The 23,295-nt window shown below is 39.1% G+C and carries 19 protein-coding genes and 2 CRISPR repeat arrays; of the genes, 3 read left to right on the top strand and 16 right to left on the bottom strand.

All coding sequences use genetic code 11. The features are described 5' to 3' along the window. Positions 1–108: 108 nt before the first annotated feature. The 14 genes from nagE to FR7_RS06325 all read right to left on the bottom strand — a co-directional run bounded on the left by nagE (position 109) and on the right by FR7_RS06325 (position 17,173). Complete coding sequence (gene nagE, locus FR7_RS06390) at positions 109–1,542, bottom strand: N-acetylglucosamine-specific PTS transporter subunit IIBC (RefSeq protein ID WP_007931209.1); 1,434 nt, start codon at positions 1,540–1,542, stop codon at positions 109–111. Between the two features lie 213 nt (positions 1,543–1,755). Next, positions 1,756–2,487, bottom strand: coding sequence for a GntR family transcriptional regulator (locus FR7_RS06385; RefSeq protein WP_007931210.1), 732 nt, complete (start codon positions 2,485–2,487; stop codon positions 1,756–1,758). 248 nt (positions 2,488–2,735) lie between these two features. Then, a complete protein-coding gene (gene nrdG / locus FR7_RS06380; RefSeq protein WP_237714779.1) occupies positions 2,736–3,275 on the bottom strand; it encodes an anaerobic ribonucleoside-triphosphate reductase activating protein in 540 nt (179 codons plus the stop codon). A 110-nt stretch (positions 3,276–3,385) separates the two neighbouring features. Then, complete coding sequence (locus FR7_RS06375; protein ID WP_007931212.1) at positions 3,386–4,105, bottom strand: DUF6904 family protein; 720 nt, start codon at positions 4,103–4,105, stop codon at positions 3,386–3,388. Between the two features lie 212 nt (positions 4,106–4,317). Then, positions 4,318–6,657: a CRISPR direct-repeat array (repeat unit 32 nt; unit sequence GTTTCAATCCACACGCCTACGCAAGGCGTGAC). A gap of 165 nt (positions 6,658–6,822) precedes the next feature. Then, complete coding sequence (gene cas2, locus FR7_RS06370; protein ID WP_007931213.1) at positions 6,823–7,113, bottom strand: CRISPR-associated endonuclease Cas2; 291 nt, start codon at positions 7,111–7,113, stop codon at positions 6,823–6,825. 10 nt (positions 7,114–7,123) lie between these two features. Beyond that, positions 7,124–8,155 carry a type I-C CRISPR-associated endonuclease Cas1c gene (cas1c, locus tag FR7_RS06365; protein ID WP_007931215.1) on the bottom strand — a complete coding sequence of 344 codons (1,032 nt, stop codon included), beginning with the start codon at positions 8,153–8,155 and terminating at the stop codon, positions 7,124–7,126. After that, positions 8,140–8,847 carry a CRISPR-associated protein Cas4 gene (cas4, locus tag FR7_RS06360; protein WP_007931216.1) on the bottom strand — a complete coding sequence of 236 codons (708 nt, stop codon included), beginning with the start codon at positions 8,845–8,847 and terminating at the stop codon, positions 8,140–8,142. Before cas4 ends, cas1c begins: the two co-directional genes overlap by 16 nt. Positions 8,848–8,850: 3 nt before the next feature. Then, complete coding sequence (gene cas7c / locus FR7_RS06355) at positions 8,851–9,756, bottom strand: type I-C CRISPR-associated protein Cas7/Csd2 (RefSeq protein ID WP_007931217.1); 906 nt, start codon at positions 9,754–9,756, stop codon at positions 8,851–8,853. Then, a complete protein-coding gene (gene cas8c, locus FR7_RS06350; protein ID WP_007931218.1) occupies positions 9,753–11,684 on the bottom strand; it encodes a type I-C CRISPR-associated protein Cas8c/Csd1 in 1,932 nt (643 codons plus the stop codon). The genes cas7c and cas8c overlap by 4 nt, the downstream gene beginning before the upstream one ends. Next, positions 11,681–12,397 (bottom strand): type I-C CRISPR-associated protein Cas5c, encoded by a 717-nt coding sequence (gene cas5c, locus FR7_RS06345; protein WP_007931219.1) that lies wholly within the window; start codon positions 12,395–12,397, stop codon positions 11,681–11,683. Before cas5c ends, cas8c begins: the two co-directional genes overlap by 4 nt. 2 nt (positions 12,398–12,399) lie before the next feature. Then, positions 12,400–14,940: a CRISPR-associated helicase/endonuclease Cas3 gene (locus FR7_RS06340; protein WP_007931220.1), complete on the bottom strand. Its 2,541-nt coding sequence runs from the start codon at positions 14,938–14,940 to the stop codon at positions 12,400–12,402. A 264-nt stretch (positions 14,941–15,204) separates the two neighbouring features. Beyond that, positions 15,205–15,486 (bottom strand): hypothetical protein, encoded by a 282-nt coding sequence (locus FR7_RS06335; RefSeq protein WP_007931221.1) that lies wholly within the window; start codon positions 15,484–15,486, stop codon positions 15,205–15,207. A gap of 466 nt (positions 15,487–15,952) precedes the next feature. Further along, the gene (locus FR7_RS06330; RefSeq protein ID WP_017531534.1) at positions 15,953–16,696 is read right to left on the bottom strand and encodes a Fic family protein; all 744 of its coding nucleotides are present in this window, start codon (positions 16,694–16,696) and stop codon (positions 15,953–15,955) included. A 183-nt stretch (positions 16,697–16,879) separates the two neighbouring features. Continuing rightward, the gene (locus FR7_RS06325) at positions 16,880–17,173 is read right to left on the bottom strand and encodes a hypothetical protein (RefSeq protein WP_007931224.1); all 294 of its coding nucleotides are present in this window, start codon (positions 17,171–17,173) and stop codon (positions 16,880–16,882) included. A gap of 262 nt (positions 17,174–17,435) precedes the next feature. On the opposite strand from FR7_RS06325, the gene FR7_RS06320 reads away from it, so the two are divergent. The 3 genes from FR7_RS06320 to FR7_RS06310 all read left to right on the top strand — a co-directional run bounded on the left by FR7_RS06320 (position 17,436) and on the right by FR7_RS06310 (position 18,317). Further along, complete coding sequence (locus FR7_RS06320; RefSeq protein WP_007931226.1) at positions 17,436–17,666, top strand: helix-turn-helix domain-containing protein; 231 nt, start codon at positions 17,436–17,438, stop codon at positions 17,664–17,666. Positions 17,667–17,809: 143 nt separating this feature from the next. After that, entirely contained in the window at positions 17,810–18,067 is a 258-nt protein-coding gene (locus FR7_RS06315) for a type II toxin-antitoxin system Phd/YefM family antitoxin (protein ID WP_007931232.1), read from the top strand. Continuing rightward, positions 18,060–18,317 (top strand): Txe/YoeB family addiction module toxin, encoded by a 258-nt coding sequence (locus tag FR7_RS06310; protein ID WP_007931234.1) that lies wholly within the window; start codon positions 18,060–18,062, stop codon positions 18,315–18,317. The genes FR7_RS06315 and FR7_RS06310 overlap by 8 nt, the downstream gene beginning before the upstream one ends. Positions 18,318–18,526: 209 nt before the next feature. Then, positions 18,527–19,889: direct repeats of the CRISPR family, unit length 33 nt; unit sequence GTTTCAATCCACACGCCATACGCAAGGCGTGAC. Between the two features lie 265 nt (positions 19,890–20,154). On the opposite strand, the gene FR7_RS06305 is transcribed toward FR7_RS06310, so the two are convergent. Continuing rightward, the gene (locus tag FR7_RS06305; RefSeq protein WP_007931236.1) at positions 20,155–20,454 is read right to left on the bottom strand and encodes a putative quinol monooxygenase; all 300 of its coding nucleotides are present in this window, start codon (positions 20,452–20,454) and stop codon (positions 20,155–20,157) included. An 81-nt stretch (positions 20,455–20,535) separates the two neighbouring features. Further along, positions 20,536–22,932, bottom strand: a complete 2,397-nt coding sequence (locus FR7_RS06300) for an anaerobic ribonucleoside triphosphate reductase (protein ID WP_007931237.1) — start codon at positions 22,930–22,932, stop codon at positions 20,536–20,538. Positions 22,933–23,295 lie beyond the last annotated feature (363 nt).

Here is a 23,295-nt window from a genome sequence, read left to right as displayed (position 1 = left end):
CCAATGAATCCTAGCCCTATGTATTCCCTGGAATTTCATTGAAAAAAGGAATTGAATCTTGAAGATATGCACGCATCAACTCCAACCTTCAATTCCATATACCTCTTTTTAGAAATTAGGTGTTGAAGTATTATGTATATCTTTTGTAATGTGATTTCGTCTTTCTATCAATAGCTTTTTCATTTCATCAGCAATCATTTCTGCCTTTGTGCCTACAATGATTTGAACACTGTTGCCACTCTTAATCACACCCGCTGCCCCTAATGCTTTCATCTCATTTTCATCTAACAGAGCAGCATTTTTCAAAGTTAACCGCAAACGAGTAATGCAGGAATCGACAACCTCGATATTTTCTGCGCCTCCCAGCTTTTCTATAAGATTCATGGAGAAATCACTGCTATCAACATTGTCTAACTTCGTATTCTCTGCTTCATCGTCAAAACGACCAGGCGTAGGGATGTTAAATTGTTTGATCGCCCACACAAATACCACATAATATAAAGCAGCAAACCCCAGGCCAAGGGGAACCAGCATAGCAGGTTTCGTTGCCAAACCCCAATTCAGCAGTAAATCAATCAAGCCTGCAGAAAAACCAAACCCATGTAAAATTCCCATAGAACTTACTAACGCCATCGCCAAGCCAGTCATGATTGCATGTAAGAAGTACAGCATCGGAGCTAAAAACATAAACATGAATTCAATAGGCTCCGTTATACCAGTCAAGAACGCTGTAAATCCTACTGATAATAGAGCACCGCCGATTTTACTGCGATTCTCAGGCTTTGCACATGTATAAATCGCCAATGCCGCCGCTGGCAGAGCAAACATAAAGATGAGATAGAAACCTGCCATAAAGCCGCCCGCTGTGGGATCTCCGGCAAAGAAGCGATTTAAATCGCCCGTTACCACCTTGCCCGTGGCATCCGTGTAATTCCCAAAGACAAACCAAACAAAACTATTCAAAATGTGGTGAAGTCCAAAAGGAATGAGCAGACGATTGAAGATCCCATAAACAAATAATCCTAGAGATCCTGCACCAATAATCCATTCACCCATGCTATGGATGATACTTTGAATGGGTGCCCAAATCACGCCAAAAATTCCTGCCATAACGATTCCTGCAGCTGCCGTCACGATGGGAACAAAACGCCTCCCTGCAAAGAAACCTAAGAAATCAGGAAGCTTAATATTATAAAATCGATTATACAAATAACCCGCTACCAAACCGCTTAGAATACCTCCAAGCACACTCATATTCAAATCAGGATTAATGGTCTTTAGACCATTGGTAAGTACTAGATAACCGATGGCACCTGATAAACCGGATGCGCCTCCATTATCATGAGACAGACCAATGGCAATACCCATAGCAAACAATAATGCCAAATTGTCAAAAATAGCCCCTCCTGCTTTCATAACAAAAGGAATATCAAGAACATCCGGAGCACCAAAACGCAGCAGCAAAGCCGCGGCTGGCAGTACTGCCACGGGCAGCATCAGCGCTTTACCAATCTTTTGCAGTTTCCCAAACCAATTTCCCACAACTATGAACCCCCTATTCTTTATTTATACATTACAAACTACAAAATGACCTGGCAAAAAGAAAACTTGATAGTACTTTCTAAAGATAAAGAAGACTTGATTCGATGAAGTTTTAACTCCACTGAATGTTAGTCATCGAATAAAAGAATGCCGATTTAGTGCTATTCATATGTCACTTTGCAATTTGCCCTATATACACATAGCAAGTACCGATTATCGCTTTAATGTTATTTCAAATTTATAGCGGTCACTGCGATAAATGGACTTTGTTACCTCAAAGGGAATATTCTTTTTTGTATAGGTTAATCGTGAAAACATAAGTGCTAAGGTTTTTTGCTTTACCTGCAGCATTTGACTCTCATAATCATTTACTAATACAGGCTCGATGGTCTGGTTTGCATATTCAATCTGCAAACCGAACTGCTTTTCTAAAATGGTATACAAGGAATTATTCTCTAACGCCTCAGCCGTTAATCCCTCGCAAAGTGCTGTTGGTAAATAAGCAGTCTCAATGGCATAGGGTTCATCATTAACAGAGCGCAATCGGGTAATTTCAAATACTTCATCCTGCTCTTCCAACTGCAGATCATGCTGCAATTTTTTCGTTGCAGATTTTCTTTGAAAAGAAATTATTTTCGTATGAATACTCATGCCGCGCCGCTGCATATCTTCCGTAAATCCCAGCAAATTATGCAGGGGATGTTTTTCTTTGTTTTTGACAACAAAGGTTCCTTTTCCCCGTTCCCGATATAGCAATCCTTCATTTACTAAGCTTGCAATGGCTTTATTCGCAGTCATTCGGCTAATTCCGTGATATTCACACAGCTCTCTTTCTGTTGGAACGACTTCATCTGCAGCTAGTTCTTCATTTTCGATCATTTCGGAAATAATATTTTTCAACTGATAGTACAAAGGAATCGGCGAATCTTTATCAACTCTTTTCATGATTACCACCTTTACATTTATCATAAATTTGAAATGTCATCATGTTGACATGTTGTATATACATTTACAATTGTATTATAACACTTCTATTATCTTTTTCAAGATTATTCTGAAATTTAAATGAGTACGATTTTTTTAACCGCAGAGGCGCAGAGTACGCAGAGGGATATATTCATCCTATCTCTACGTTCTCTGCGCCTCTGCAGTTACTTTTTATCACTTTTTTTGCCGAGCAATGATCTCTTTATTTAAGGCAAAGGTTCATACAATACCACTTTTTTCTCTTTTAGGCTTTCCGGAACGTCAATAATGCGCTGATTAGCAGAACCCTTGAATAACAAATCATAACTTTTCAATGCTAATTCAAATTTGCCATCAATTAATACATCAATGTATTGTAAAAATTCCAGACAATCCGGTCTCTTAATTAACTCTTCAAAAGTGAAACCAGTATAACACCAAATATTAACGCCTTTACTTTTCAATTGCTCAGCAATAGCAGTACAAGCAACGGGCTGCAGCATTGGTTCGCCACCTGAAAATGTTACCCCGGACTGCAGTTTGACCGCTAGAACAGTCTGTACCACATCATCAATTTCTTGTTCAAAACCACCCTTCAAATCCTGGGTATCAAGATTGTGACAGCCTTGGCAATGATGAGTACAGCCTTGACACCAGATCACCGTTCTCAATCCCTTTCCATCTACAACCGAATCCGTTGTTATCTGAGAAGCTAAACGAATTTTCACCATACCACACCAATCTCCCTGTTTTACACTTTCAGACAATAAATCATCTCATATGTCAATATCATAGGAATGATTCCCCTCATTATCCATTCGTAATCAAAATAATAGTATATCACTTTTAACCAGAATCGTCTCCTGTTCATCCGTATTCACCACTGGATGTTTTCAGGATAGTCCCAGTCATATTGAATTTCATCTGCAGGACAATTATATTTTAGAGCTTCTTCCAAAACTTCCTCTCTCACCTCTCTATATTCATCGTCTGGTTCTGCAATTCTCTTTGCTATGATTGCTACACTCTTTAAGCGCTTTTCCTTATTCATTGCCAGAAATTTACCATTTAAAATATCAATATACTGTATTGTATATCCGTAAAACCATGTATAATCATGGGTTATCATGTTCAGTATACGTTTATAGGAAGCCTCCGTTACTACTTGCTTCAGGCACTCTACAACCGCCGCCTGAAACTTATGAACCGCAGCAGTATTCGCATCCCATTCTGGATACTTGTTTTTTTTCTGGCGTAACAAAATAAAATCACTCAAACACATAATAACAAACAATATTTCCGGCCATAAAATATGAGTGCCTATATATATATTTTTCTTAGGAGTAATCATTGCTAACTCTTTCATCCGATTCTCATCCATACCATTCTCAACAAATTCAAATTCCCGATTCCCCATTAAAGCATGGCGCAGCTCATAGCAGAACCCTAACACTCTTATACGAACACCTTGGTAGGCAACATATTGATTCTCCTTACCAACAACATCATGCAGTGCACCATAAAGTTCCTCAAAATCTAAACAATCACCATATATAGCCACACCTGCATGATTAGGGGTATGTTTTACAAATATCATTATGATCCCTCAACTTTGTAAGTTTTTTGTTCTTTGACACATAATGTATCTTTTATTTTTAAGACTTCTCCCTCGGCAATATAATGGTACTCACAAAGCTCCTCTTTGCCTCTTTAATCATTCCATACAGTATGTTCCCATTTCTTCTTCTATAACTCCAACTGCTTTGGATAAACACCAAGCATTCGGAGATAGGATGAGATTCCACCTCAGTTTTGATCTACACGCCTACGCAAGGCGTGACTCTACCAGAGGGTTGATGTTGAAACCCGAAAAACGGTTTCAATCCACACGCCTACGCAAGGCGTGACAGAAAAGTGGCACAAGGAAATACCTTACAATGGGGTTTCAATCCACACGCCTACGCAAGGCGTGACAATAAAGGAAATGTAACCCCTAACAAGTTTTACATGTTTCAATCCACACGCCTACGCAAGGCGTGACGCTTATGCTCAGGTTTTTCATTATCTTTAATTATGTTTCAATCCACACGCCTACGCAAGGCGTGACTTGCACGAATGGATGTAGTCACAAATAAAACCTATGTTTCAATCCACACGCCTACGCAAGGCGTGACCAACTCCTCTTTTATACTGGCTGCCGAAGATCTGTTTCAATCCACACGCCTACGCAAGGCGTGACTTAATAAATCGCTCTATAAAATATTGTTTAATTGTTTCAATCCACACGCCTACGCAAGGCGTGACCGTAGTAGAGCTTCAATCGCTTTAAGATACGTGTTTCAATCCACACGCCTACGCAAGGCGTGACAAACAGGACTTAAAAACAGCATCAACTCAGTTGGTTTCAATCCACACGCCTACGCAAGGCGTGACTTGGTGGTCTAAACCTTGAATTTCAAATACGTGTTTCAATCCACACGCCTACGCAAGGCGTGACAGTATACAGGCTATTGGCAAAGCTAGTCTTGGTGAGTTTCAATCCACACGCCTACGCAAGGCGTGACGTTCACCTGCCAGCAATTCGGCTCGTTTTTGGCAGTTTCAATCCACACGCCTACGCAAGGCGTGACGGTAAAACAAATATGGTTGGCTACAGAGTTAATAAGTTTCAATCCACACGCCTACGCAAGGCGTGACAATGGGGTTTAGCCCCTAATAAATGATCAAAATGGTTTCAATCCACACGCCTACGCAAGGCGTGACATGTGTATCATAGGTAAACGGAGTGACGAACAATGTTTCAATCCACACGCCTACGCAAGGCGTGACAATGGCGAATTATAGAGGTTACTCATGTGACATTGTTTCAATCCACACGCCTACGCAAGGCGTGACGCAAGACTTATATCTTTAGAGGTGCAGATTTGAGTTTCAATCCACACGCCTACGCAAGGCGTGACCCAGTTTTCAAGCATTTCCTTTTCTTCTTCTGTGTTTCAATCCACACGCCTACGCAAGGCGTGACGAAGCTCACACCGTCACCTTGGCAATTACTAAGGGTTTCAATCCACACGCCTACGCAAGGCGTGACAGTTGCAAAGCTATCCAAAAAGCAACTTCTAATGTTTCAATCCACACGCCTACGCAAGGCGTGACCTGGTTGAAACTGCATTTATTGACAATGCAGATGATGTTTCAATCCACACGCCTACGCAAGGCGTGACCGAAGAATACATAGACCAGTTAACTGGTGAACAGTTTCAATCCACACGCCTACGCAAGGCGTGACCAATACGCCAACGGTGTTAGCCAAAACAATAAGTTTCAATCCACACGCCTACGCAAGGCGTGACCTAAGAAATAACGCATGGTCAACACATCAGACAGTTTCAATCCACACGCCTACGCAAGGCGTGACATTGATACACCTACGTTGTTTGATTTCATAGACGATGTTTCAATCCACACGCCTACGCAAGGCGTGACGAAGTTAATGATGCTGAAGCCGGCACTGGTGAATTGTTTCAATCCACACGCCTACGCAAGGCGTGACAAAGAAATGTTTGATAGAACAATGTCTAGCTCTAGTTTCAATCCACACGCCTACGCAAGGCGTGACCTCAGGCATATTGGTATTGGCATGAGAGGACTTAGTTTCAATCCACACGCCTACGCAAGGCGTGACTACGACACTCCATGACAACGGTAGCTTTACAGATGTTTCAATCCACACGCCTACGCAAGGCGTGACTACGTCTGATAACGGACTGTATACTGGCTATTTGTTTCAATCCACACGCCTACGCAAGGCGTGACAGCATACCAAGCCTCCGAGTTAGCGCCAATCATAGTTTCAATCCACACGCCTACGCAAGGCGTGACCAGCTCGAATGACACAGGATCAAACAGCGGAGCGTTTCAATCCACACGCCTACGCAAGGCGTGACGCTATGCAAAAGAAATTCAAGGCTCCCCATAATATGGTTTCAATCCACACGCCTACGCAAGGCGTGACCAGGAAGCTCAGAGACAACAAACGGAGTTACTATAGTTTCAATCCACACGCCTACGCAAGGCGTGACGCCTTAGCATTAGCAGTGGCAGACAAAGATATTCGGTTTCAATCCACACGCCTACGCAAGGCGTGACTGGCAATTGTGGGATATAAGAAAACCATGGGTCAAAACACATGATTTCGCGAACTAGAAAATTATATCGATTTTTAAAAAGATTTTCCTTATATAAACATCAAGAAGGCTTGTACCTTCTAGACTGCGAATGCCCCAGGAAAACGATGAGCACTTAGGGTTCGCATTAGATCATCAGAACTCCTTCTGGATCATATCCTGATTTCGCACCCACATGCTCTACGCGATTTTTCCAGTTGCTTCCTAAGAAATAATATCGCAGGCTATCCGTCTCATGATTGATTATGCTTTCCAAGCGATGCTTTAACTCTGCAAACTGCGCTGGGTCAAGTAAACATTCAAAAACTGAGTTTTGAACACGTTGACCATAATTTACACATTGTTTCGCTACTCTGCGAAGACGTTTCTTTCCCGAATCGGTGGTCACACTTACATCATAAGTAATTAATACCATCATTGCCAAACCCTCATTTCCAGAAAAATGGCGGATAATCTTCTAAATCACCACGCATATGCCTCGCCAGCAGCATAGCTTGAACATATGGCACAAGACCCAAAGGAATTTTTTCTTCCAGATAGGGATGAGTAATCTCTTCTTGTTTGCGCTTTTGCCAAGCAGTCAATACTTCCTTACGAGTATCATCATCCATAATCACAGCACCATTTTCCTTTACGACAAAGCCTTTTGCTGTAATCTGATTGCGATTAATCAACGTCACTGCTAGACGATCCACAAAATGCGGGCGCAATTCTTCCATGACATCAAGTGCTAAACTAGGTCGTCCTGGTCGATCCCTATGCAAAAACCCAACCTGGGGATCAAGTCCAACACTTTCGAGAGCCGCTACAACTTCGTGCGTGAGCAGCGTATATAAGAAAGATAGCAAAGCATTCACTCGATCTGTCGGTGGTCTGCGATTTCGCCCTAGCATACGAAATGCTTCCTTTTGATTTAATACTAATTGATTAAAATTAGAAAAATAGAGATGCGCTGCTTCTCCTTCAATGCCTCGTATAGAATCACCATGATGTGCCATTTCCAACTTCGCAGGCATCCTTGCTAATAATTGAAGTGCTCTCTCCAGAGCTTCATTATCAACCACTTCAGTATGGTCTCGTAAAACACGATGTAATACCGCCCGGCTATTCATAATTTTAGCGGCAATAAATCGGCGTGATAACCGGGTCGTCACTATCTCATCATCCGACCAGCGATATTGTGTTCGCCTAAGTAGAACATTGCCTGATACATTACCCGTAATGCGTCCCATGAATTTTCCATATTGTGATAAGAAAGAAATGGCTACACCTCGCTCACAACACAAATGCATCAATCTTGGACTGGCTCCTGCAAAGCCGAAGCAAACAATTCCTTCTAAGTTGTGAACAGGAACCCGAAATTTAATCTCATCATTGACTTTAATCAGTACATTCTCGCCATCACAGGCTAAATAAACATCTGGCAAGGTTACATACAATGTATTTAGAAGCCGTCGCAAGAGTCATCCACCTCCTCGCGGCACATTCGTGCCAGATAATCTTTGACGGGACGATGACGCAATGTCCAGGTTGGCTGACACTCTTCCACCAAAGAACACTGGGAGCAGCGTTTTCCCTTGGTTGCTTTCGGTGTTTTCCCTTCGCGAAAAAACTGCTGCATGCGGCTGGCAAGTTCTACGGTATGCAAACGAAGGGTTTCATCTAACAAAATCTTTTCCCGATGTTTCGTTTGAGCATAGAAGAGAAATCCTGTATCAATTGATACCTGCATCATCTCCTCCAATGCCATGGCTTGGGCACACAATTGAACAGCATCCCGATCATCCTTTTTGGGACGCCCCCTCTTATATTCTACAGGAATCGGTCGCCACCAACCTTCTCTGCCTTCAAGACGACAAGTCTTACCTTCAATCAATTCCTTTTCCTGGTGAAATTCCACCACGTCCGCAATACCTCTAAGTCCCAGTTTCCTTGAAATAAGCGGCATGGCTCTAACTGTCCGCAAGGTTGTCCTTGTTTCATCTTCAAAGGGATCATCAGTACGTTCATGAAGGTGCTGCCCCTCTACGGTACGAACATTTTCCGCCCAAACTTGCTCAATATGAATGAGTGCCCACTGCCTCTCACAAAAAGCTATATGCTGGATTCCTGAGAGCATGAGAAAGTCATCTTCTAAATCAATAGATAACATGATTTATTTACCATCAATAATTTCTGGCACTAAATTTTCCAACGGATGGATTGTAATATTATAGTCATCTATTGACTTTGCTTCTGCCACACTATCTTTTAATACAATTTCCAATGAGCGATGAACCTTTCCAGACGAATATTGTCCATTCTTTGAATCATGTCTCCACCAATAGACTTGATAGACTTCCATGCTTCCTTCTGGTCTTGCAGAAGATGCATCATTCTGAAATAACTCACTTAATGCTTGCTTGATAACCTCGGCATCTACGTCATTGAAACCGGTTTTAGAAGCCAACTGAGGATTTATACTACCATAAAATACATATACTCCATGATCTACACGATGTTTCATCCCCATAGTATCAGAGGCCCGCTTACTCCCATCTCCTTCACCACTAACACTCTTGGTAATCTGAATACTGGAAATACTTATGGGACTAACGCTAAAGGCTGGATGAATCGAAACTGGTCCCCTAATCCCAATGGAAACACCTTTGTCATCCCCAGGCTCTTCACCACTTTCAGACTTAGCTTTTCCCTTTCCTTTTTTTCCTCCACTATAAGCAAAAACTTGTCCGAAGGCTCTAACATCAAGCCATTTTTTACAAGCTTCTTCTCGAAAATTCTCCTCATTTTTAAGAGCATCTTTCAATTCTCCTTCCGCTCTCTCACGAAGGCTTCTGTATCCATCCACCCTATTGTCATCTGACTGAACAAAAATAGAATATTCTTTTCCCATCTCCATTAAACGGTTTCGTATTTTTCTTTTAATGCATACGTCAGATATTTCTCCATATCCATCATAGTTTGTACGAGGTCTGTTCCCATTCAAAGGATCTCCATTGGGATTGGCATTTTTTACATTTATGACTACTGCAAAATCAATTTTGTTTTCCAAAGTTCTCATACTATTTCCTCCTCTATTTCTGATATAATTTCCTTGTCTATACTTTTTTCATACCATCTTGCTTCTCGCTGGCAATGATATCCTAGTAAAAATTCGCCGCTTAGTTTTTTATCGCTTATAAAATCATCGGGTTCAAACATCGCCGTAACTTTTGATATTAATCCTTCAATTTTTGCAGTTTTTTTCCCTAATCGAGCTTTATAAGGCAGTAACGCAAGTTCAATAGTAGGCCACGTTGTAAAAGGATGATCCGCAAATCGTTGCATCAACCTAGCTGCATTGGTTTGACGATTTTCCCCTCCTTGTCTTAATGCCCACTCTTCTAAGCCATCAGCTAAGGCTAACAATCTGCCATATAAATAATCTCTTTTTGCTCGTTTTTCATCTAAAGCCATCTCATAATTCTCCTTCTCTTGATATTTTCGATAAAGCGCACAAGCTATGCTGAGGGTTTTATTCCACTCCCACGCTTCCATCGCTCCCCTATTTATGGCACGCCTAACCACAGATTCTACTAAATCTCTTGGAATCTTCTCTCCGTCAATAATACAAGGGAGGATACGCATTACAGTTGTCTTACGTAATTTATCATCTACCTTACTTCCATAAGCCGCTTCTACAATATCATTGGGAGTAGGAGCACCAACAAGTCGAACCTTGATTTTTTGCTTTTTTCCTGTTTTTTTATCAATAATCTCTTTCGAATGATAATTATGAATCCAGCAACATGACTTATGCCAATCCTCAATTCTATGTAAAAAATCAGAATCAGTAAGTTCCCGGTAAAATGTCATAGCCATCCTGCCAGGAGTTGCAGAGTCAAGTCCCATGACAACAACTCCTGCTGTATTTCCGATTTCTCCTTGATAACCAGCAATCTTCTTATTTAGCTTGATCGCTAATTCCTGAGTAGTTGCAGCTAAAATCTCCGAATCACTTTCCATTTCATCAATATTGAATATAGAATAGGGATCAGCCAGAGGATCAATAATTTTTTTTCCAACAGTTGACCATGCCACTATTGCTAAATCTCCTCGCCTATACCCTTGGCGATTAATAAGCCATCGCAAAGCATTATGTGCTTTTTGCGTTACTTCAAATCCAACACCACATGCTTGTTCAGCAGATAAGAAACGCCCCCGAAAGGTAAAACCGCTTATATCATTGGAGGAAATTAATTTTGCTTTATCTCCATCATTTCTTATTTTAGCTGGATGCTGATCAGACAAAGCTATGTTCACCCCAGTAACCAAACACAACCCACTAGTTTTTTTGGTTGATAAATAAAACCTCGTCCAACTGTCAAATAAGCTTTCATCTGTCCAGACTGCGCTTTGCGGATCGGTAGGTATTTCAATTATCCATCGTGCAAAAGCATCTCCTTGTATTGAATTTTGGGTAACCTTAAAAATCTCTGGAACTTCTTGCTTGGTATCCCCTCTCCACTCTTTTAAAAGTTTTTTATTATCATCTAAAAATAACACTTTACTCTCAACCAAATCTTTTATTAAATTACCTTTTTTAACATATTCAAAAACTGCTTTTGCTTTTGGATGAGTAAATTCCGAATCACACCACTGCTGCAAAAGTTCTGTATATTTTTCATATGGTTCCGTAGGATTTTTGGCATAGCCTTTCGTTACTTCTCCGCCATATATAGCGAAATCTCCAGCAAGATATTGCAGTTTATCACAAAGAGGATGAGCTTCTGGTTTTATTCCAGCCCTTCCACCTGAGCTTTCCGTGCAAGGAATAATCGTTCGCGCTTGATCTTTTGCAATTACTCTCGCCCTATTAAAATTCCCCGCATTATCAATAATAATTTCAATTTGAGCCTTTTGTGTTGTATGGCAGATTGACAACAGGGATGTGTCTTTCGCACTTGCACAATTTTCGTAAGTTTCATAAAGCTTTTGCATCCAACTCATTGCAAAGCCTCCTCTTGGGAATACCCTTCCAAAATACCCTCCTCTTGCAATCCAATAGAAATAGGAGGGGCTGCCATCATTAGTTTCACAAACTTATTAATACATTCTTCTGGACGATTAAATTCCACAATACCATTTACTAGTTTAGGTCGCCAGAATCTTGCTTGAAGCTTATTTTCACCTAGCTCATCAGGATAATCGAAGCCATGGAACATTAGGTCAAAAGCTAACTCCCCATAAGAATCATAAAATCCTTCACCTTCACCGAAATCACAACTTTCCACATATCCCTGGCACTCACGTGTACCAAGAAAAATATCTCTTCGCCCCCCACGCTCAATCATCCTCTTTGCTACAAAGAAGTGCTTGTTCTCATTCCGATCTTTTACCATATCTTCTCGATTCAGATTCCACTCAAAGTGAGCTTGAACTTGATATTCTACATCAGAAAGATAAGTATAAATCGCTAAAGAATTTCCTCCACCATAATTAATAGGTTTAGCGCTACGAGTTTGCGTTCGTATTGACTTCATAATTCTTACTTTATCAATTATCCACACAATGGTCGGCTTCCAGTACACCGACTCCATAATGCCTTTTAACGCCTGATAAGTTGGTATTTGATAAGAACATTTCTCACCACCAATTTTAGTCAATGGATCTGTGAAAAGGGCATATTTCCCATAAACTTTAAATTGCACTTTGTTTTCCATCATCATACACCTCCATAAATAAGAACTTCCATTTCATTCACCGATGAGTCACTCATACCATAGTCTTCGCTGTAATACTGATCATTAAGATAAAAAATTCCTGATCCTTTTTGTATTTCATGAATGATTTCTTTTTCCACAAGTTCATCAAATAAATATGAAAATACATTAATGGAGTAACGTTGTGCTTTTTTTAATAAAGCATATTGCTTTTCTAATTCATTGCTTGCGCAAAGATCATAAATAATATCCTTTCCCTCTTTATATGGAACAATAATACCTCGCCCAGATGAATCAATTGACTGAAATGACTTTGCAGCTGCCATAAATGATTGACATAAGGCCAAGTCAGGAGAAGCATTGTCATTCATTCTTTGATATTCTTGCACTGATATTTGGTTGGCAGATAACAGATTGAATAAATTATCTGCTCTACCAACACTGGACTTACTATCAACTTCATATTTCATCTCCTTAGCTCGATCATGAAAATAATATTCATAATAACGTTTTATAGCCTTAGGACCTATAATATCGTTATCAAACTGCTCTGGATCAGTTTTAAATTCTTCAAGTATACGCGTTGTAATATTTCCGCCAATTTTAATATCTGGTAGCTTATCTAGATTTTCCTTTTTGGGATTGACGATGAAGACTCTCCCAATTTGTGATCTTGCCCCATTTCGATTGCAACGTCCGGCAGCCTGTGCAATTGAGTCAATACCTGACAAGTAGCGAATAACACTACCAAAGTCAATATCAACGCCAGCTTCAATAAGTTGTGTACTAATACAGATAACCGGAATATTCGCTTCTAAACACTCTTTTACCTTATCCAATACTTCCATACGGTGTATTGGACACATATTTGTACTAAGATGAAATCTTTTGGTATTAGGTTGATCTTGAAGTAAACTGAAAAGATTTTTCGCACTTTTTTTGGTATTAGTTATAATCAAAACACTACCAGTCAATTTTAATTCCTGTTTTGCAAGGCTAGCAATTTCATCCTCCGTCCAGCCACCAAGTTTACATTTATCATAAACTTCCACTCTTTTTAATTCCTCAAATAATTTTGAGACATCAGACATCATTTCTTGCCTTGGTGCAATTTGTAATGCTTTTTCAATTGGTTTCACCTTGCCTAATAAAGGCTGCGTTGCAGTACAGAGTACCACCGTCGAATTACATCCTTGTATAAAAAAACGAACTGCTATATTAAAAAGATGTACACATCGAATAGGAAGAGTTTGAATTTCATCAAATATGAGAACTGCATTCGCAAGTTGATGCATTCGCCGAGAGTTTCTTGTTCCATGACCGAATAGACTCTCTAAAACTTGCACCATCGTTGTAAAAACGACCGGTGCATCCCAATTCTCTGCGAGTAGCTTTTGTCGATCAGTTTCTTCTTCTGGCGTTAAATTAGAATGATGCTCTAATACCACATCACCAATATAAGTACCGTCCTCCTGCTCAATTTCCAATATATTTCTTATTGTCTCAGCATTCTGATCAATGATTGAGGTATAAGGTATGACGTAAATAATTCGATCCATCTGATGTTTTTTTGCATGATTTAATGCAAAACGTAAGCTTGATAAAGTTTTTCCACCACCGGTCGGAACTGTAAGTTGATAAACATCTTTCTTTTCTTCAGAATAATTCATACATTCGTTAGAAATCCTGGTTCGCAAAGAATTAACTATTTTCTGTTTTTCAGATTTGCTTTTATTCTTTTCAAACTTGGCTAGGTGAATATTTAATCGATCTATTAAAATAGACCATTCCACATAATTACCTTGATTTCTTAAAATTTCATTCTTCGGAAATTCAAAATTTGCCGTATTTAGTCTATCTGCATCAATTAGACAACTAAAAAGTAATCGTGCTAATAACCCCACTTTGAATTTAATAGTTTCTACTGAATCTTTTTTTTCCTGTAATGATCTCATTTTTTTAATGAAGCAAGGAGCGAAATCATTATCAAACATTAATTCGTCCATTTTTTGTTTTAACGAATTATCCATATTTTTTACAACTTCATTAAATCGTGTTTTTTCATTGATCTTATTCATTCGTTTCGAGTAGTTATCTTTCCCTTCTATAGTAAGACAATCGATTAAGCCAGAGTGATGAGATGCAATTGCTAGTGACAAAATTTGCAGTACAAACTTATACTCACTACCTTTATTGGAAAAATAACGATGTATTATTTGTGCTCCTGCACTTGCATGATCAATTTTTCCGCGTTTTTCTTTTGGATCAATATATTCACTGTCATTCGGACCAATAAGCCCTGTTGCAGATCGAATATATTGATTAAATTCCCTGCTTGCCTTTCCAATATCATGCAATAATCCTATTAGTTCTCCATGTTTTCGAAGCCCTATCTTCTCTGTAAACTGACCTGTTAAATACGAAACTTCTCTCAAGTGATCCCACAATGTTTGAACTTTTTTGTCCAAGTCTCTAACATGTGCTACAAAAATCAACTTTAAAGGAATTCCTTCAAGGTTTACATTAGTTTCATAATCATCCATAATTATTTTAGTTACTCTCCTTTCATCAAATTAAGCAGTATATTTAAAAGATCTCATTATTTATATTAGCTTTGTAACTTAAGATAATTCTTTAAGATTTATAATATGAAATACCTATTACTTCTTTATTTACCATTAAAATACAAAATCCTGCAGTAGATTCTATTACGCTGCAGGATTTTTATTTCAATTACTATATACACTTAAATTTAAGTTAAGACCAATTCCAATTACATTAGACGTTCTCCATTAAAAAGTTAATTTTTATTTTTCTAAATAGTGAACTGTTATTTTTTTCAACATGGAATTCTCGGCTTTCAAATCCATATTTTCTTTATTTAATTTGCTTAGCTCATGATTATTCTTGCTCAGCAAATTCCCATTTAAAAATATTTTATAGATATATCCACTTAGTGTATCTATAAAATCATAAATCCTAGGGAACTTCAAAAATGATTCTTGCGTTACTTTAATAGAAAATGTATTGTTTTCATTTACTCTTTTGATTGCTGTAATCTTTTTATATTTTCCAGTAAGCTTTTGCATTAAAACACCTCTTTTATGTAACTATTCGTTTCGCCTTATCACTAAAAAAAAGAAGTAAAGCACTATAACCAGCTCCATACTTTTTTATCATATTAGTTATAATCTTAATTAAAGAGATATTCGGAATTCTTCTTCTATAGTCTAATCCATCCCTCCTTTTATTTTTAATTCTATTATTAATACAATATATTATCTATAAAAGGTTTTTATAACATAAAAAAATTACGCCTCTATATGAGGCGCTAGCAAGAATAAACGCTATACAATATATTAACTATAATTTCAATCCACACGCAAATGCGCGACAACATCACAAGGATATTTCTACCTCCACTTACCACATGGTAAATATTAACATATGGTAAGTGGAATGTCAATTAACTTACCTGCTCGTTGCTATGGTTTCTCAGTAATCGCCCTAGTCTTTTACCCATAACCCTCTCACTTAATATTTCTTAGAGTATAACTACTTAATGTGCCGTATATAAAAACCCAAAGTACCTTCCAAAATTCCAGCCACCAATTTTATAAATACATCATATTCCCCTTTAATATGGGAATGATCAAGAGCATTATAATATTCTAACCTTTGCTCTTTCTTTATGACGATTGGCACGTAGCCATGTTTCATTAGTTCGAAGTTCAATAATAGTCTTGCTGTACGACCATTTCCATCTACAAATGGATGTATTTTTACAAATTCACTATGTAAAACAGCAGCCCTTTCCACTACATGTAATGTTTGACCTTCTCCTGCATACCACTCCATTAGTTGGGTCATTTGCTCAGGTACTTGTACAAATGCAGGCGGAATATGCTCGGCACCGCTTATGAATACATTTTCGGTGCGGTAAACGCCCGCATTTCCAGGCATTATTCCCTTTAATATCAGGGAGTGAATATTTTTAATCTGCCATTCTGATAAAGTTTCATGATTTGCTATAATTTCTTCTATATAGTGAATGGCGTCTTTGTGGTTGATTACTTCAAGATGCTCATGCAGTGTTTTCCCACCAATGGTTATTCCCTCTAAAACCACCTTTGTTTCTGACAAAGTAAGAGTATTGCCTTCAATAGCATTAGAATGATATGTCCATTCCACTAATAACTTTTCCCTAAGGCTTTTTAGCGTATGGTATGGAAAGGGTTTCTTACCATCTAAGATCGCTTTTTTCTCGTCTATTGTTTGTAATAACAAGGAATAGTCCACGCCAACACTCCTCCCAAACTGCTCAACTATTATACTAATCTTATTCAATTCTTCATACGTTAAAGATGAAATAGCCTTAGACTCTTCCCTTACAAAAATCATTTTACTAATCCGTTTACAATACCATTATATCCCAACATGATATTTGAAACAACTTAGTTATGCCCTTTGTTATTTCGTATATCAACTTCTTGCTGGTCCCCATGTTAAAGTCTGCATTATCAAGCGCATTGCGTCAGAAAATCCTTGACGGTAATATACATCCCCACTACTTATCTGCATACAAGTATATTCATCATCCAGTTCCATTAATATCTTCTGCATCTCTGCTGGCAATGCATGCTTAATTTGTGTCTGGTATTTAAGCATTCTTTGATAGGCATGATAATAATCACTAGAAACTTTCTCCAAGTCTAGGCCATCTAAACTCTCCATCTCGCTAGCAGTCACCAGTATATCGAATATACTTTTTACCATCGTAAATCCCTCCACTATTATTGGTTATTAATCACCAGATTTCTATACTAACAGGCATTATAGTAAACAGTCTCATATAACCATTTTTAAATGTGACTAGGAACTCTTTGCAATATCAGGTATAATTAAATCTATATAAATTCAATCTTACTGCGTACGTTAATGATCTTCATCTTGTATATAGAAATATAAGGTTTATTATAATTAAACTACTTAATTTAAAGTATACGTTTAATTATAATAAACGTCAAGAGGTTTTATTATGCTAAACAGAGAACTTTTTTCGTACAGATTAAAGCAACTTCGAACAGAAAAAAAATTATCTATGCAAGCACTAGCCCAAGCTGTTGGTTTAAAGAACAAAGGCTCTATTGGACAATTTGAAACAAGCCTTAATATTCCTTCTGCCGATACTCTTGTTGCCCTCGCCGACTACTTCGACGTTTCCCTTGATTATCTCGTGGGAAGATCAGATAATCCTGATAGGAAGTAGTTTATTTCGCATCAATACATAGAGTGATTATAAAAATAGGATTCGCTAAAATGCGAATCCTATTTTTATGCAGACAACAAAATTAAATAACTTGCATAATATACTATTAAGTTGTACAATATATAGTACAGGAGGTGTTTATTATGTTAGCAGTAAATTACTCTAATGTCCGGGAAAACCTTAAAACGTATTGTGATATAGCAAATAATGACTTTGAAACGATTATTATCACCCGCAAACAAGGTGGAAATGTCGTTATGATCTCAGAGGATGAGTATAACAATCTTATGGAAAATCTTTATATCAGAAGCAATAAGAAGACCTATGACAGACTTCTGGAGTCCATTGCCCAATTAAAGGCTGGTAAAGGTAAAATCAGGGAACTTATAGAGGATGAATAAGATTTTCTCGGATAACGCATGGGATGATTACCTTTACTGGCAGTCTACTGATAAAAAGGTTCTTAAGAAGATCAATGAACTCCTTAAGGATATTGACCGTAACTACAATGAAGGGATAGGAAAACCCGAGCCCCTTAAAAATGATTTGAGTGGCTACTGGAGCAGAAGAATTACCACTGAACATCGACTCATCTATAAGGTTGAGGATGAAGTCATTGAAATCGTACAATGCAGAGGACATTATGACTAAATATAGGAGCCTTTCAGTTTACACTGAAGGTTCTTTTTTTACCTATTTTCAGATCTCAATAACAATGTGCTATTGATTGAGTTCAATCCATACGCCTACGCAAGGCGTGACTCAGAGTCCAATGATTGCGGCTATCATGAAAGCGTTTCAATCCACACGCCTACGCAAGGCGTGACCACCATGAAACTAAAGGCGGCTAAGTGGTCAAAGTTTCAATCCACACGCCATACGCAAGGCGTGACGAAATAATGTTTTATTTGCGGTCCATCGTCAAGTTTCAATCCACACGCCATACGCAAGGCGTGACGAGACTACGCGATAAATCCAGTAGCCATAACTACCGGTTTCAATCCACACGCCATACGCAAGGCGTGACAGTTAAACCTTTACAAACAGCGATAACGTCATTGTTTCAATCCACACGCCATACGCAAGGCGTGACTACCGCTGGGCAATCTGTGTCACGCAGTACTGCGTTTCAATCCACACGCCATACGCAAGGCGTGACGATTGCTGCCAAAGCACTGATAACCCAGACGATGTTTCAATCCACACGCCATACGCAAGGCGTGACGTTAAGCAACGCAAAATGACACATGTAACCGTGATTGTTTCAATCCACACGCCATACGCAAGGCGTGACTTTATTTGGGAGCGTAGTAAACCCGCTGATGATGTTTCAATCCACACGCCATACGCAAGGCGTGACTGTTGAGGATGTTTAGCTGGTTAAGTAAAAAGATGGTTTCAATCCACACGCCATACGCAAGGCGTGACCCAGCCAAAGAAACTAGGCTAGTAACGACAGTAGTTTCAATCCACACGCCATACGCAAGGCGTGACTGTTGGAGTACTCGCCGATGTAGCGTCACAAAGAGTTTCAATCCACACGCCATACGCAAGGCGTGACTGGCGACTATTCGTTAATGATACCTGCCAATGAGTTTCAATCCACACGCCATACGCAAGGCGTGACGAAATAAATTAGTCGGGTTTGGTGTTGGAAGAATGTTTCAATCCACACGCCATACGCAAGGCGTGACAAGCTGGATCAGTTTACAAATAGTGAGCTTGCTGTTTCAATCCACACGCCATACGCAAGGCGTGACAATTGTACTTGTGGCAGATACAAAGAGGTGATCGTTTCAATCCACACGCCATACGCAAGGCGTGACTTGATTCAGTAGCAAAGCAGATTGCCGAGTTAAAGTTTCAATCCACACGCCATACGCAAGGCGTGACTTAGTAGCTGATACATTCTGTTTACCAATCATAGTTTCAATCCACACGCCATACGCAAGGCGTGACATTGTTTAGGCAATCACTAACCCCCTTTAGCAGTTTCAATCCACACGCCATACGCAAGGCGTGACATATGTGCCTTTTACTGTTAAGGCTAAGTTGCTGTTTCAATCCACACGCCATACGCAAGGCGTGACGGACAGGGTAGACAAAGCTACTCCTGCACCGTGGTTTCAATCCACACGCCATACGCAAGGCGTGACGAATACAGTTTATTTCGATTTACCCAAGACACACGTTTCAATCCACACGCCATACGCAAGGCGTGACTGGCGATTGTGAGATGCAATAACTACCTGGGTTGAATCCTATGATTTTGCGAACCCCGAAATGTGCTTTATTTAAATAGAGAATTTTGATATAAGAAGTGGTCAAACGCCTTCTTATATCTGGTTTGCGAATCTCCTACAAAAATGATGAGCACTTAGGGTTCGCATTAGGAGACTTTCCCATATTACCTCATTATTTCCCATTAAAAGACAAAGTTCCTGCAAAGAACATTACTTTGCAGGAACTTTTCACTATTCTACGTTACTTATCGGGAAATGGCTGCCACTTCTTCATATAGTTTAACTTCTGGTTTTTCGAGAAGCAGATCAGCAATACTGCTGAATAATTCTTTTAAGTAAGGCGTAGACCCATGATAATCTAACGCTTGCTGATCCTGGTATTTTTCATAAAAGAAGAATTGTCCTACTTTTTCCGTCGAACGATGAAGCACATAGGCTGCTGTACCTTTTTCAAGTTGAACTTTAGGAAAGTGAACCTGTAAGGCAGCTTCCAGTTCTTTTTCTTTACCTGGTTTTGCTTGCATATTGGCTACTAATGTAATCATACTTTCACAGTCTCCTCTGTTAAGCAATTTCTTTAATTGTAACATTTTTTTGCCAGGTTTATTACTATTATTTGTAAAAGGCTATTTATTTCTCACACCATGCTTCACTCTGTCTTTTTCTTCTGCACGTTTGCCATCGTTCCATTTGTCCATGGTTCCTACTAAGTAGCCAGTGATACGGCGAATGCGCTCAAATCCCATGCCGCCTTCTCCTTCTACTCGTCCACATTTAGGGCATTGATCACCAATCACGCCAGTAAAGCCGCATTTAGGATCACGATCCACGGGATGATTGATAGAGCCGTAGCCAATACCGCATTCTTTCATCTTACGTACGACCATTTCAAAGGCATCCAGATTCTTAACTAAATCTCCATCTAACTCAATGTAGGTAATATGACCTGCATTGGTCATTGCATGATAGGGAGCTTCGATTTCAATCTTTCTGGCTGCTGGAATAGCATAGTATACAGGAACATGGAAACCGTTGGTGTAATAATCCCGATCTGTTACTCCTGGAATTTCGCCATAATTTTTTGCATCAATTTTTACGAAGCGTCCTGATAGACCTTCTGCCGGTGTAGCAATCAGGGAAAAATTCTGCTGATATTTGACTGCTGCTTCATCCATGCGTTTTCTCATATGACCAATAATTCGAAGACCAGCTTCTTGAGCAGCTTCTGATTCGCCATGATGTTTGCCGTAAAGCGCTGTCAGTGTTTCCGCAAGGCCAATAAATCCAAGGGTTAACGTTCCATGCTTGATAACATCTTCCAGAGTATCTTCCCAATCTAACTTTTCAGAGTCAAACCAGATATTCTGTCCCATTAAGAATGGGAAATTCTTTACTTTTTTATTTTTCTGGATTTCATAGCGATCTAGAATTTGCTGAATGACCAGTTCAATTAATGAATCCAGCTCTTGATAGAATCCTTCAATGTCAGGCTGAGTTCTTTCTCCCAGGGCAATACCATGCTTAATTCCAAGTCTAGGAAGATTCACACTGGTAAAAGAATTATTGCCGCGGCCGTATACCACGCCATCCGATTCAGGGAAGATCGAAGATATGACTCTTGTTCTGCATCCCATGGTAGCAATCTCTGTTTCAGGGCGGCCGGGTTTGTAATATTGAAGATTAAAAGGCGCATCAATGAAAACAAAGTTAGGAAACAACCGTTTCGCAGAAACGCGGCAGGATAGCTTAAATAAATCGTAATTAGGATCTTCTGCATTATAATTAATGCCTTCTTTTACTTTGAAAATACTAATCGGGAATATAGCCGTTTCTCCATTGCCTAAGCCAGCTTCTACAGATAATAAGAATTGTTCCACTACCAGGCGCCCTTCAGGGGTAGTGTCTGTCCCAAAGTTAATACTGCTAAAAGGAACCTGCGCCCCTGCTCTGGAATGCATCGTATTTAAATTATGAAGAAACCCTTCCATGGCTTGGTATGTTTTCTTCACTGTTTCCTTTTTTGCAAAACGGTAGGTGAAGTCCTGAATTTTTTGTATATCCGAATCTGCTGCCTGAATATCATGACTGAGTAAAGCCTTTTTCAAACGCAGAGCCTCATTTGCATGATAAGTTTGATATTCCTTTTCGCCAATACGGGGATAATCGCCCTGCTCACCGCTATACTCATGCACAGTAGCTGCGAGAATGCCCGTAATTTTTTCTTCATCTAACTCCATGAAATCAATCAGTAATATTTTCTTCATATTTTCCGAGTATAATTTTATAAAGGTTTTAGCAACTCCGGCAGCTAAGCCATAATCAAAATTGGGGATGGATTGTCCACCATGCTGATCATTTTGGTTGCTCTGAATCGCAATCGCCGCCAGCGCAGCATAGCTCATGATATCCTGTGGCTCCCGCAAATGTCCGTGTCCCGTGGAAAAGCCATCACGAAACAAGGTTTTAATATCAATTTGGCAGCAAGTCAAAGTACCAATGGCTTCAAAATCCATGTCATGAATATGAATATAGCCGGACTGATGAAATTTGGCATGTTCAGGCTTTAAAATATGGTGAATGGCAAATTGTTTCGATCCTGTTGCTCCATACTGCAGCATGGTTCCCATAGCCGTATTGCCGTCTACATTTGCATTCTCTCTTTTCCCGTCAACCTGTTCTGCATCTTTAAAGGTGATGTCTTTATAATCAATCATTAAGCGCATGTTGGCTTCCCGCACTTGGGTGCGCTTTGCCCGATATGCAATATACTTCTTAGCCACTGCCACTTCTTCTGACTGCAGTAAGACATCCTCTACAATATCTTGTATCTCTTCCACTGACAAACGCTGATTCGATCTGGATGCAATCGTATTAAACACTTTATCCGTTAGTAGCTGGATCTTTTCTTTTTTTACTATACCATCAAAATTTTCAGTATACGCCTTTTGAATTGCATCAAAAATTTTATCGCCATTAAATTCTACTTCACGGCCATCACGCTTCACAACTTGAAAATTACTCATAATTACCACCCTGCATCTTATTTTTTAATGAATTTTGTCCGTTCTTCACTCTTTGCGTTTTTTTTAAATCAACGTAGTTTCGCAAAAATACACCTTTTTTCACATAAAATCAGCAAAAAAAATATCCATTTGGAATGGAGTAATTTGCTCTTCATAAGTAATTATATCACTATTTTATTTTTAACCAAGACTTGACTTTTTTTTATTTATAATATTTAGAAATGGCTCAATACACAATATATAGTATTAATACTTTTATCACAAACTATATATTGTATGGCACTCTTTATGATTATGTAAATTTCCAGGATAATCCCACCCTGTTTTCTCCAGATAAACTCAAAAAGATTAGGCAAATAAAGT

Origin of the sequence: Pelosinus fermentans DSM 17108, from assembly GCF_000271485.2 — a bacterium.
Taxonomy (GTDB): Bacteria; Bacillota; Negativicutes; order DSM-13327; family DSM-13327; genus Pelosinus; species Pelosinus fermentans.
This window is presented reverse-complemented; position numbering and strand designations above follow the sequence as displayed.

Excerpts from the sequence above, each read along its gene's own strand:
- cas2 (WP_007931213.1), bottom strand. The coding sequence starts at position 7,113 with ATGATGGTATTAATTACTTATGATGTAAGTGTGACCACCGATTCGGGA.
- FR7_RS06385 (WP_007931210.1), bottom strand. The coding sequence starts at position 2,487 with ATGAAAAGAGTTGATAAAGATTCGCCGATTCCTTTGTACTATCAGTTG.
- FR7_RS06325 (WP_007931224.1), bottom strand. The coding sequence starts at position 17,173 with ATGGTAAAAAGTATATTCGATATACTGGTGACTGCTAGCGAGATGGAG.
- FR7_RS06310 (WP_007931234.1), top strand. The coding sequence starts at position 18,060 with ATGAATAAGATTTTCTCGGATAACGCATGGGATGATTACCTTTACTGG.
- cas4 (WP_007931216.1), bottom strand. The coding sequence starts at position 8,847 with ATGTTATCTATTGATTTAGAAGATGACTTTCTCATGCTCTCAGGAATC.
- FR7_RS06300 (WP_007931237.1), bottom strand. The coding sequence starts at position 22,932 with ATGAGTAATTTTCAAGTTGTGAAGCGTGATGGCCGTGAAGTAGAATTT.
- FR7_RS06375 (WP_007931212.1), bottom strand. The coding sequence starts at position 4,105 with ATGATATTTGTAAAACATACCCCTAATCATGCAGGTGTGGCTATATAT.
- cas8c (WP_007931218.1), bottom strand. The coding sequence starts at position 11,684 with ATGAGTTGGATGCAAAAGCTTTATGAAACTTACGAAAATTGTGCAAGT.
- FR7_RS06340 (WP_007931220.1), bottom strand. The coding sequence starts at position 14,940 with ATGGATGATTATGAAACTAATGTAAACCTTGAAGGAATTCCTTTAAAG.
- FR7_RS06315 (WP_007931232.1), top strand. The coding sequence starts at position 17,810 with ATGTTAGCAGTAAATTACTCTAATGTCCGGGAAAACCTTAAAACGTAT.
- cas5c (WP_007931219.1), bottom strand. The coding sequence starts at position 12,397 with ATGGAAAACAAAGTGCAATTTAAAGTTTATGGGAAATATGCCCTTTTC.
- FR7_RS06335 (WP_007931221.1), bottom strand. The coding sequence starts at position 15,486 with ATGCAAAAGCTTACTGGAAAATATAAAAAGATTACAGCAATCAAAAGA.
- FR7_RS06305 (WP_007931236.1), bottom strand. The coding sequence starts at position 20,454 with ATGATTACATTAGTAGCCAATATGCAAGCAAAACCAGGTAAAGAAAAA.
- cas7c (WP_007931217.1), bottom strand. The coding sequence starts at position 9,756 with ATGAGAACTTTGGAAAACAAAATTGATTTTGCAGTAGTCATAAATGTA.
- FR7_RS06320 (WP_007931226.1), top strand. The coding sequence starts at position 17,436 with ATGCTAAACAGAGAACTTTTTTCGTACAGATTAAAGCAACTTCGAACA.